The following is a 9,747-nucleotide window of genomic DNA, read 5'->3' on the forward strand; positions in this document are numbered from 1 at the left end:
GCACGGGGTGCAGCCACCAGCCCATCCCTCCGTTCTGCTGCACCCAGCCGTCGCCCCTTCTTCCTTCCGTGCCCGTCCACCTTGAGGTCCCGTAGTCATGCCCGCCTGCAACCCCCTCACGCCGCCGGAGTCCGAGGTGCCGCCGGGCATGGTGCGCCTGTTGAGCGGCCAGCTCGTCTCCGAGGCGCAGGCCCAGCAGGTGATTCCCCCTCCGGGGAGTGGCGCCCGCGCGCGCGGCGAGGACTCGGGTGTGCCGCCCGACTTCTTCGCCGAGGCGTGCCCCTGCGCCCAGCAGCAGGTGGCAGAGCTGCGCGCGCAGCTGCTGGCGGAGCGCGAGGCCCGGCTGCGCGCGGAGAGCTACGCGGCCGGCGTCGACCAAGGCTGGCGCCAGGCCATCGCGCTGCTGGCCCCGTGGGCTGGTGCGCGCCCTGCACAGCCCCCGGCTGCCGAGTCCATCTCCGCGCCCGTCGTCGCGCCTGTCACGCAGCCCGCAAGCCCTGTCACGCTGATGCAGCGTGACAGTCCGCGTGACACCCCCTCCAGCAGCGTGACAGCCAGCGTGACGCAACTGGTGGAGGGGGGAGGGGGGGAGGGAAAAGCCGAAGAATTTCCGAAGCCTGCGACGCTGAGGAAGCGGCTCCAACGGGAGCGTGACGCCCAGCGTGACAGTCAGCGCGACAGCGTGACAGCCGACAATTCACCCCTTCCTCCCCCTCCCTCAGCCGGGAAGAGGAGGGGCGCGCGGCGCGGTGTCACGCAGGCGCAGCGTGACATGGGGCTGGAGCTGCGCGAGCACCGCAAGCCGGAGAGCCTCCCGCCGGACGTCCGGGCGCTGCGCGAGGCCTGGAACACGCTGGTGGCGCCGCATGGCTTCTACGGCTGGGGTGAGCGCACCTCCGTGCAGATGCTGGACGACGCGCTGTCTGCCCTCGCGCGCCACCCCCTCGCGGTGTGGCGGGACGTGTTCGCCCGCGTCCCGCGCTCCCCGGTGTGCCGAGGCGAGCTGGACAGCCGCATGCGCGCGAACGTCGTCTGGGTGCTGGGACGGACGCGCGCCGGTGCGGAGGTGGCCGAGCAGCTCCTCAGCGGCGCATGGAGTCTGGACCCGCTGCCGGAGGCGCCTGTGCCCGAGGAGGAGCCCGGCGTCTCCGTGTGCCTCGAGGACGTGCCCGAGGGCACCGAGGCGGTGCGCGCATGGGGCCGCGTCCTGGATGTCCTGAAGGCCCGGAGGATGGTGGAGGCGCTGAAGCAGCTCCAGTCCGCGCGCCCGGTGACGGTGGAGGACGGGCACCTCGTCGTCGAGGTGAGGGACAGGTTCGCCCGCGGGTGGGCAGAGGAGCACTACCGCGCCGTGCTGCAGGCGCTCCTGGCCGCCCAAGGCCTGGTCGGGCTGCGCTTCGTCGTCCCGGGGGAAGAGGACGAGGAGGAAGTGCCGTCCGCGCCCCCGGCCCTGGTGTCCGAGCCCGGAGACACCCTCCCATTCGAGCTGCCGCCCCAGCAGGAGTCGCCCGCAGAGTCCCTTCCGGACGGGGTGGCGCGTGTCTTCCGCGAGGCGAAGGGCTGCGACTACCACTGGCGCGGCCGCGCGGACGACGACGCGTCCCGGACGCTGCTCTCCCTGGCCGGCGCCGGGGGCGTCCCGGAGATTCTCCGCCGGCTGAGCAACGGGCTGCGCGCGCGCTTCAAGCAGCGCTGCGACCACCTGACTGACTTGGCGCGGAAGTGGAACGACAACGCCGCGCCCGAGGAGAGGGCCGCGCCCGCGCGCGCTCCGGGGCGCCCGCTCAACAACAACGACTACGAGGAAGGGAGGGTAGACAGCCTATGAATAGCGACAACGAGACGCCCGCGGCGCAGCGGCAGGGCCCCCAGCGGCTGGCGGACCTGCTGCGCAGGGGCATGGCGCAGGCCCGGCAACACTCCGCCCCGGGGTTGGGCCAGCTCGAGGCGGGCTGGAAGCAACGGGAGCTGGAGCTCCAGCGGCTCGAGGCTGCGGAGCGGGCACGGCACCAGGCCGCCCAGGTGGACGCGTGGCCCCTGCACCTGAAGCTGTGCGGCGCGCCGGCGGAGGCGGTGGTGGCCCTCTCCGGGGACAAGGTGCTGGAGACGCCCGCCCTCCGCGCCGCGCGCCAGCTCCTCCAGCAGGGGTTGCGCACCCTGCTGCTGTCCGGGGGCACTGGCGTTGGGAAGACGACGGGTGCGTGTCACCTCTTCCACGCGGCTGTCCGCACGGAGACGCGCACGGGCCAGCGCCTGCAGGAGTGGGATGCGTCCGCGGGGCTCTTCCTCCGCTGGTCGCAGCTCAAGCGCGTCAGCGACTACGAGACGGAGGACAGGTTCCTCCTCCAGCGTGCCCACCGCGCGCGCGTGCTGGTGCTGGATGACTTGGGCGGACTGCCGGGGGAGGTGGTGGGGCCTCGCCACCGCGAGTTGCTGGAAGAGCTCGTGGACCGGCGGGACAGGCCGGGCATGGTGACGGCCTACACCACCAACCTCTCCGTCCGGCGCGACGCCGAGCGTGCCGGCAGCGACTTCTCCGAGCACGTGGGCGCCCGCGTCGTCTCGCGCATGTGCCGCCAGGGCACCTTCCTGCTGCACGACTGCGGCACGCGCGACTTGCGCCGCGGGGGGACGCCTTGAGCCCGCTCCTCTTCGTGTTGCTGGACCTCATCTGGGCTCACAACACCCGGGAGGCGCGCCGACTCCGCGCGTGGCGCCACGGGGCGCGCGAGTTCGCGAAGGCGCGGTGGCTCGTGTCCATGATGCGCCGATACAGGGCCATGCTCGGCTGGTGGCGCTCCATCTGGCCCGTAGGAGGCTGGGCATGACGTGCCGCCGGGCACTCCTCGTCTGCGGCTCCTCGGGCCTGACGCTGGCGCACCTGCCGGCGCTTCGCGCGTACGTCCGGCGCTTCGCCCGCGCGTCGGAGGTGCAGCTCGTTCACGGAGCAGGGGAGCCGCGACGCGACGACGCGCCCGATGCCTTCGGCGCGGACTGGCTGTGGGAGGTGGCGGCGTCCGTCGAGTGGCCCCGCTTCCGCCGCGAGGGCGTGGACCGCTTTCGCGCGGACTGGAAGGGCATGGAAAGGCGCGCGGGGCGCGCGCGGAACGAGCTGATGCGGGAGGCCCTCCGCGGGTACGCACGGCGCGGCTACACCGTGGGCTGGGTGGCCGCGCACACGGACCCGGGCCTCGGAAGAGGTACGCGGCACATGGTTAGCCTCTGCCGTGACGAGGGCTGGCCAGGGCGCACGCTGCTCCTCTCGCCCGACGGCGCGTTGCTCTCCGAGGAGTGCTTCCCATGACGACAGACGCACGTGCCCGGGGCGCGGCCCGCTGCGCGAAGCGGCACGCCTCCATCCGCTTCCGCGTTGCCCTCACCTCGCGGGCCCTGGCCCGGCTGGTGGACGACATCGAGGGCGGGCGCGCGCGGCGGTTGTGGAGCCAGTCCGAGTCCAGGAGCTGGCACCTCGTCCGCCTGGGCACCCAGGACGCCGTCGCCGTCTACGACGTCACCACCCGGGCCATCCACACCTTCCTCCGGCTGGAGGACGCGCTCGTGAAGCTGCGCGCGGAGGGCAGCCCCGCCGCCGAGTTGCTCCACCAGGAGGCGCCGCATGACGCCGTGCCGTGAGCTCTACTCACCACCGGACCTCCTCGAGGCCAACGGCGCGTGGAAGGCCAACTGCGGGCCTTCCGCCCTCGCCGCGGTGTTGGGCGTGCCCCTGCGCCTGGTGCGCGCGGCCTTCCCCCAGCTTCCCCGCGAAGCCCTGGACGACGCCCACCAGCATGGCGGCCGCACTCGCCGCCCAGGGGCTGCACCACCGCGTCCAGCAGGGCATGCCGCGCGGAGACGTCCACGGGGTGGCCTTCCTCCAGCTCCGGGGCACGTGGGACAGCGCGCCGGAGCGCGCCCAGTACCGGCACACGCACTGGGTGGGCCTGCACCGGGACGGTGGGGTGCTGTCCGTCTACGACTGCAACGCAGGGAGCGCGGGCGGGTGGTTACCGGCGGAGGAGTGGAAGTCCCAGGTGCTGGCAGAGCTGCTGGAGCGGCACCGCGGGGCGCCCGGGAAGTGGGCTGTGCGTGTCGTGCTGGAGGTCCTCTCACGATGAGCTGGTGTGTCCGCATCCGCATCACAGAGTGAAGGCAGTCCAACGAAGGAGGGAGGCACGTCGTGACGAAGAGGAGCTGGTTCCTGGTGGTGTTCTTCACGATGGTGGCTCTGGGCGGGCTCGTCCACGGGACGCGCGGGTGCCGCTCGCTGGCGGAGCAGGCGGACACGGGAGGCGCGCGGTGAAGACACGCCACCGCTGGAAGGCGACCGAGTCCATGTGGGGCGGTCTGCCGGTGCAACGCTGCGAGCACTGCGAGACGGAGCGCGTGCGCGACTCGCTCACGAAGAGTCTGTACTTGTACCGGCACGGCCGCGCCCTGGTGCTGGGCGAGAAGAAGCTCGGAGAGCACTGGCGGGCCTTCGAGTCCGGGTTCGTGCCGCGGTGCGCGGGGAAGGCAGGCACCCATGAACAGATGCAGTAGAGCCAGCACGCAGAGGCACCCGCCGCGACTTGCCGCCGGGCCGTACAACGCGGGCAACGCCGCCGTCGTCGCCCATGTCTCCCGCGCCTACGTCGCCGAGCAGCAGCGCCTGGGCAACCCGCACACCCAGGCCATGTCGGAGGCCGTGGCCGGGCTCGAGGCCGCGGCCGGCGTCCTCCCCGAGGGCACCGTCATCGCCCGGGACGTGTGGGACGACGTCTACGCGCGCGTGGGCGAGTTGTTCGCCGCGGTCGAGCGCCAGTGGGCGCCGAAGGGAGGGGACGCGTGAGCTGCTCGCGCCTTGTTTTCGAGGTGCCGGTGGGCACGAAGAACCCCACCAACACCCGGGAGCACCACATGGCCCGCGCGCGGCGGGCGAAGGGGCAGCGCCAGGCGCTCGAGCTGCTATGGCCCGGGTGGACGGGGCCCGTGGTGCTGGCGGTGCGCCTCACGCGCGTCTCGCCGCAGCTCCTGGACGGTGGAGACAACCTCCCTGCCGCGCTGAAGAGCGTCCGCGACGAGGTGGCCCGGCAGCTCCGGTTGGACGATGCCTCACCCCTGGTGCGGTGGTTGTACGCACAAGCGCAGGGAGAGCCGTCCGTGCTGGTGGAGCTGTCCTGGGGCGAGGACGAGCTCATCGCGGCCGTCCGCGCACAGGAGGCTGTGGCGCCCCCGCCGCCTCCTGTGGCACTGGCGCCTCGGGCGCGTCCCGCGCGCGCGCCCAGGAAGGCGAGGACGGCCACCATGAAGGCGACGAAGTCGGAGGGGAAGGCCCGCTCCTGGGCGGACCTCGTGACGCCCGCGTACCGGAGGGGAGGCACGCCGTGACGCCGTGTGCGGAGGTGCCGCGCCCGCGAGTCTGCGCCGACGAGAACTGCGCCGCCGCCCTGGTCGCCGACAACCCCCGGGACTACTGCGGGCCGAGGTGTCGGAGGCGCGCCACCCGGCGGCGTCGCGAGCGCGAGCGCCACCCGGGGAGGCCCGTGAAGGAGAAGCCGCGTTTCATCCGTGTGCTGCGCGCGGAAGTCCCGGCCGGGCTGTGCGTGTACTGCGAGGGCAAGCTCGTCGGGCTGCAGCGCTTCGTGTGCAGGACGCCCGCCTGTCTCAACGCCTACATCCACGACTGGCACCTGGAAAAGGACGCGCGCCGTGCTGCCGCGGGCGGAGAGGGCGAGGCGGAGCTGGCCGCCGAGGCGCGTGTGGACTTCGAGGTGGGGCGCCTGCGCCTCGCGGTTCAGCTCGACGCCCTCCGCGCGGGAGTCCGGGAGCTGTGCCAGCGCCTGGGCGTGCCGCCCCCGGTGTCGACTGCCCAGGAGGGCCATGGGGCATGACGCCGTGTCCTTCCGAGCCCTGCACGGTGGACGGATGCACGCGCGAGGCTGCGCTACGCCGGAAGCTATGCCACGCCCATGCTAAGCGCGCGACGCGGGGCCAGCCCCTGTCCACCCCGCTGGCGGAGACGTACGCCAACCCCTGGGACAGGCTCACCGCCGCCGCTCTGGCGTACGCGGACGCGGGAGACGACGAGGAGGAGTTCGCGCGGGCGAAGGACCGGCTCCGGAAGGCCTCCATCTCCTACTCCCGCGGACTGCTGCTGCGCCCAGAGCCAGCCCCGCCACCGCGGGCACGGAAGAAGCCTGCGGAGGGCCAGCTCGAGCTGTGGCCGGGGAAGCGGCAAAGCCCGACCCGAAGTGAAGACGACATAGACAGGTCTGACTGGGCTGAATAGGCTGTAATTCATGTCAAAGCGGCTTGCGGGGACATTGTGTGCCTTTGCATGGGCACTCCTGACCCCAGGGTGTTCCGGTTCGGCGCACTCTTCGGCGCGCCGCGACTACTACGCGCAGGCGGCCTGCACGGACACCGTCTCGTGCTGTCTCCAGAAGAGCCGGGGCAATCCCGAGGCATGTGGGCTTACCGCATCCGAGGCGGCCACCTTGATGGCAGGAGGCCAAGCTGCCTCCAACCCAGCGGAGTGGGACGACTCGCACAATGAGTCCCTCCCGGAATGGAAGCGGCGGTGTATTCGGGCCTACGGCGACTGCCAGGACGGACTTTTCTCTGGTCCCTGTTATGACTGCATGCGTCGGTGCGAAGGCCAACACGAATGGCCCATCGACATGTGCGAGCCGAAGCGGAAGAGGAAGTGAGTCCCCATGGCTGATCGCCCCGATTGGGACCCGTTCCGCGCGCTCTCTCACCAGGTGCTGCGCGCTGGTGCTCCACTGGTGTTGACGGAGGATGTGCGCGCACTCCTTCTGAGAACGGCGAAAGAGGTGGCCATCCGCGACGCTCAGGCTGCACTGGCGACGGAGAGCGGGGCCATGGAGCTCCTGCGCGAGTCTGCTCGGCGCATCACCGACGGCTCCAATCGCCTGACGGATGCTCTCCACGTCATGTGGCGCCTGCAGCGGGAAGGGGACTTCGACAGCGCCCGACAGCAGATGCGTGACGTGCTGGCCGTCGAGGTGGTGCCGTACTACCGAGACTTGGCCCAGGGACAGTTGGACGACATGATGGACGATCCGTAACGCTGTCCGCTGGTGGCGCCTCGACTCGGCAATAAGACCCGTCCCTGCACCCTGGGCGACCCCAGGTTGTGGGGCGCGCTCGCTGATGGAAGCATGCGCTCGTTCCATGCACCTGACGGGGGGACCATGACCAGGCTGTTGGTGTTGCTGGTGGCCGCGTTGACGCTGCAGGGCTGCGACATGGAGACGAAGGTCGGAGACACCTGCGACGGCGTGGGCACGCTGACGTGCGGCGAGGGGGACGTCCCTCGGTGCGCACCGTCGTCGGCTGGTGGCTCCTGGGCGCTCTTCGAGAACTGCCCCCGGGGCAGGCCATGCGATCGCGACTCCTTCACCTGTGAATCCTCCTCGAGCGGGGGAGGAGGGAGCGGCGGCGGCACGTGTTGCAGGCGCTGCGGGAGCACCAGCAAGCCGTGTGGCGACTCGTGCATCCCGAAGGGGAACACGTGCCACCAGGGGCCGGGATGCGCGTGCTGATGCTGCCGGCTTCCGGCAAGTACCTCGCCGGAAGCGGCGATACACGCGACTGTTAGAGGATGCCGGCGAGAGCGCGAACCTCGTTCACGTAGCGATCAAGCGAATCGTTCACTTGGAGGCGCATCCCCTCAATCGTGAAGAACTTCCCGACCTCAAGATGCGAGAGCGGGATCCGCTTGTTACCGCTAATGCGTCCAGCCGAGTGGAAGTCATCCATGAGGAAGATGCAGTCGGCAGGATTGGGGGCCGAGAAGAGATCCGAATTCTCATGCGCGATGTCGAGAACCTTCGAAACGAACGCCTTGGTCGACTGGTCAGGCGTGAACTCCTGTTGACGAGCCCACCCACAGTGGGTCAGCGCAATGGCATGAACCTTCGGGACCGACGTTCGACCGGCTCGTTCGTTCAGGCGCATGAAGTCCATGGTCGGGTTCTTCAGCATGTCCAGCGTGAGCTCCAGTGCATCAATGGACTGCTGGTCCACGCGGACTGGAATGATGAGCGCTTCGACCGCAGACCACGCGAGGTGCGTACCTCCGCCGAAGAACGGGCTCGTATCGATAAGGGTCTTTGACGCCTTGGTGGTTGTCTTGACCTCGTCGATGACGTCAGCGAGAGCAGACAGAATCCGGTTGCTGCCCTGCTTAATCTTCTTCCCATCAGACAGCGACGCCACCTGATTTAGGGCGTTGTAGAAGCTCGACGGGAAGAGGAAGAGTTCCTTGGCACCTGACACCAGCGAGCAGGCCTTGCCCCCCTTGAAGGCGGGGCAGGTAACTGAAACGCGGTGGATCAGCTCCTGGTAGTCCGGCTCGTCGGTGCCGGGCATCACCTTCGGCAAGAGGGCGTCGAAGACGGTGGGGCCCGAATGATCGACGTCGTCTCCGAGAAGAAGCTCGGAAAAGCTGCGCTGGGGACAGAGGTCGAGCAACAACGTCGATCTCTCCCGGGAGAGCTCGAAGGCGAGATTGAAGGTGAGGGTCGTCTTCCCGATACCTCCCCGGAAGTTGCTGACCGCGTACGACTCGAATCGCTCCGTGGGCCCCGGGACATGCGTACCCCCAGCGATAGCGGCGAACCGCTCAAGAACACCGTCAAGACCGTTGGTGGACATCGTGTAGCTCCTTTCGCTCATAGTGACACTGCATTCATTGCAGGTCAAGCAGGCCATGCAGGTCAAGCAGACCATGCAGGTGGTGACGAGAGGGGTCGCGGGCCCTGACAGCGAGTTTTTTCTAGCGTTCGAATGGTGGAGCGTCTCGTTGCGACGGACGGACGCCGTCCGCGTGAGTTCCAAAGATGGGGACGTGGCACGAGAGCGCTCCACCCATCGCGACATTGGAAATCCTAGGGCCGACCCGTCCGGGCCTTCGCATGCGCTGACGGCGAAGCAGCGGGCCTTCGTCCGGGAGTACCTGAAGGACTCCAACTCGACGCAGGCCGCCATCCGCGCTGGGTACTCCAAGGACTCGGCGGAGTCGCAGGGCTCCCGCCTGTTGAGAAATGCCAAGGTCTTGGCGGCTGTGGAGTCCGGCCAGGCCGCGCTCGAGGAGGCGGTTCAGGACGCGGTCCTGGTCGAGGTCGCCGATGTGCTGCGCGAGCTGAAGCGCCTCGCGTTCTCCGACATCGGCCAGGGGGGGGGCGAGGGCGGGGCGGTGCTGCCGCTGAAGGACATGCCCGAGGACTTCCGCCGGGCCATCTCCAGCATCGAGGTGGAGGCGCTGTTCGCGGGGAAGGGCGATGAGCGCGTCCAAGTCGGCACGATCACGAAACTGAAGCTCTGGCCGAAGGACAAGTCGCTGGAGTTGCTGGGCAAGTACCTGAAGCTCTTCACCGACAAGCTGGAGCTGACGGAGGTGAAGAAGAGCCACGAGGAAGCGCTGGGGGAGCTGGAGTGAGCGCGGCCCGGCAGGCGCGGAAGAGTCCCTCGCTCCGGACGCAGGTGGCCCGGCGCCGTCAGCCACGCGAGCTGAGGGGGCGTGGTGGGCGGCCCGTGGCGCAGGACGCGCAAGAGGAGCTGTCGCCGCGCGAGAAGGCCATCCGTCAGCGCCTGAAGGACGACTTCCCGCACTACGCGGAGAAGTGCCTGCGGATTCGCCCGAAGGAGGTGTCCGGGGCGGCGTTGCCGCGGCTGAAGCTGAACAAGGCCCAGCTGTACCTGCACGAGAGGCTGGAGGCGCAGCTCCGGAAGACGGGGAGG

At 69.9% G+C, this 9,747-nt stretch carries 15 protein-coding genes; 14 read left to right on the forward strand and 1 reads right to left on the reverse strand.

Annotated features, from left to right (window positions below):
* The first annotated feature begins 97 nt into the window (after positions 1–97).
* The 12 genes from K8625_RS05490 (at position 98) to K8625_RS05545 (ending at position 7,070) form a co-directional block, all read left to right on the forward strand.
* A complete protein-coding gene (locus K8625_RS05490; protein ID WP_223782026.1) occupies positions 98–1,828 on the forward strand; it encodes a hypothetical protein in 1,731 nt (576 codons plus the stop codon).
* Positions 1,825–2,640: a hypothetical protein gene (locus K8625_RS05495; RefSeq protein WP_223782027.1), complete on the forward strand. Its 816-nt coding sequence runs from the start codon at positions 1,825–1,827 to the stop codon at positions 2,638–2,640. The genes K8625_RS05490 and K8625_RS05495 overlap by 4 nt, the downstream gene beginning before the upstream one ends.
* Entirely contained in the window at positions 2,637–2,828 is a 192-nt protein-coding gene (locus K8625_RS05500) for a hypothetical protein (RefSeq protein ID WP_223782028.1), read from the forward strand. The genes K8625_RS05495 and K8625_RS05500 overlap by 4 nt, the downstream gene beginning before the upstream one ends.
* Positions 2,825–3,304, forward strand: coding sequence for a hypothetical protein (locus tag K8625_RS05505; RefSeq protein WP_223782029.1), 480 nt, complete (start codon positions 2,825–2,827; stop codon positions 3,302–3,304). The genes K8625_RS05500 and K8625_RS05505 overlap by 4 nt, the downstream gene beginning before the upstream one ends.
* Positions 3,301–3,633 (forward strand): hypothetical protein, encoded by a 333-nt coding sequence (locus K8625_RS05510; protein ID WP_223782030.1) that lies wholly within the window; start codon positions 3,301–3,303, stop codon positions 3,631–3,633. Before K8625_RS05505 ends, K8625_RS05510 begins: the two co-directional genes overlap by 4 nt.
* A gap of 155 nt (positions 3,634–3,788) precedes the next feature.
* Positions 3,789–4,115 carry a hypothetical protein gene (locus K8625_RS05515; protein WP_223782031.1) on the forward strand — a complete coding sequence of 109 codons (327 nt, stop codon included), beginning with the start codon at positions 3,789–3,791 and terminating at the stop codon, positions 4,113–4,115.
* Between the two features lie 62 nt (positions 4,116–4,177).
* Positions 4,178–4,300 (forward strand): hypothetical protein, encoded by a 123-nt coding sequence (locus K8625_RS43650; RefSeq protein ID WP_255665439.1) that lies wholly within the window; start codon positions 4,178–4,180, stop codon positions 4,298–4,300.
* Positions 4,297–4,539: a hypothetical protein gene (locus K8625_RS05520; RefSeq protein WP_223782032.1), complete on the forward strand. Its 243-nt coding sequence runs from the start codon at positions 4,297–4,299 to the stop codon at positions 4,537–4,539. Before K8625_RS43650 ends, K8625_RS05520 begins: the two co-directional genes overlap by 4 nt.
* Positions 4,523–4,828, forward strand: a complete 306-nt coding sequence (locus tag K8625_RS05525) for a hypothetical protein (RefSeq protein WP_223782033.1) — start codon at positions 4,523–4,525, stop codon at positions 4,826–4,828. Before K8625_RS05520 ends, K8625_RS05525 begins: the two co-directional genes overlap by 17 nt.
* Positions 4,825–5,367, forward strand: coding sequence for a hypothetical protein (locus K8625_RS05530; protein WP_223782034.1), 543 nt, complete (start codon positions 4,825–4,827; stop codon positions 5,365–5,367). Before K8625_RS05525 ends, K8625_RS05530 begins: the two co-directional genes overlap by 4 nt.
* Positions 5,364–5,870 carry a hypothetical protein gene (locus K8625_RS05535; RefSeq protein WP_223782035.1) on the forward strand — a complete coding sequence of 169 codons (507 nt, stop codon included), beginning with the start codon at positions 5,364–5,366 and terminating at the stop codon, positions 5,868–5,870. Before K8625_RS05530 ends, K8625_RS05535 begins: the two co-directional genes overlap by 4 nt.
* Positions 5,871–6,695: 825 nt before the next feature.
* Positions 6,696–7,070, forward strand: coding sequence for a DUSAM domain-containing protein (locus tag K8625_RS05545; RefSeq protein ID WP_223782037.1), 375 nt, complete (start codon positions 6,696–6,698; stop codon positions 7,068–7,070).
* 529 nt (positions 7,071–7,599) lie between these two features.
* Here K8625_RS05545 and K8625_RS05550 read toward each other — a convergent pair.
* Complete coding sequence (locus K8625_RS05550) at positions 7,600–8,661, reverse strand: ParA family protein (protein ID WP_223782038.1); 1,062 nt, start codon at positions 8,659–8,661, stop codon at positions 7,600–7,602.
* Between the two features lie 55 nt (positions 8,662–8,716).
* Here K8625_RS05550 and K8625_RS05555 point away from each other — a divergent pair, with 55 nt between their 5' ends.
* Both K8625_RS05555 and K8625_RS05560 read left to right on the forward strand, forming a co-directional pair.
* Complete coding sequence (locus tag K8625_RS05555; RefSeq protein WP_223782039.1) at positions 8,717–9,445, forward strand: terminase small subunit; 729 nt, start codon at positions 8,717–8,719, stop codon at positions 9,443–9,445.
* Positions 9,442–9,747, forward strand: a 306-nt coding sequence (locus K8625_RS05560; protein ID WP_223782040.1) for a hypothetical protein, incomplete at its 3' end; no start/stop codon positions are given. The genes K8625_RS05555 and K8625_RS05560, both read left to right, overlap by 4 nt.

Source organism: Myxococcus sp. AS-1-15, assembly GCF_020037055.1.
In the GTDB taxonomy this organism is placed as follows: Bacteria; Myxococcota; Myxococcia; order Myxococcales; family Myxococcaceae; genus Myxococcus; species Myxococcus fulvus.